Annotated in this window: 1 protein-coding gene; it reads left to right on the top strand. The window is 73.5% G+C overall.

What is annotated here, in order from left to right:
- Nucleotides 1–325 (top strand): DUF4245 domain-containing protein (locus OEY_RS0105245; protein WP_010592862.1); only part of this gene is annotated, 325 nt, incomplete at both ends.

Below are 325 nucleotides of genomic sequence, written 5' to 3'. Positions count from 1 at the left end.
GGCGGGCGACCCCCGCCAGCCGCAGCATCATCACCGGCGAACAGGGCGGCGACTCGAGCACCGTCGGGTACATCACCCCCGCCGGCCGGTACGTGCGGTTCACCCAGTCGAATGCGGGGGAGGACGAGCTGGTGCGGTTCGTCGCCGGGGAGCCGCGTACCGCGACGGGGGCGCAGGACATCGCCGGCCGCGACTGGGTGGTCTACGGCGGGCAGGGTGTCGAACCGCTGTGGGTGTCCGACTTCGGCGACGTCCGGATCCTCGTCGGTGGTTCCGGCGACGAGGCCGAGTTCCGCGAACTCGCGGCCGCAGCGGGGGCGGCTGA

Source organism: Rhodococcus sp. P14 (assembly GCF_000256505.1).
GTDB classification, from domain to species: domain Bacteria; phylum Actinomycetota; class Actinomycetes; order Mycobacteriales; family Mycobacteriaceae; genus Rhodococcus; species Rhodococcus ruber.
Note: the sequence above shows the minus strand (reverse complement) of the source record. Positions and strands in the feature narration are given on the sequence as shown.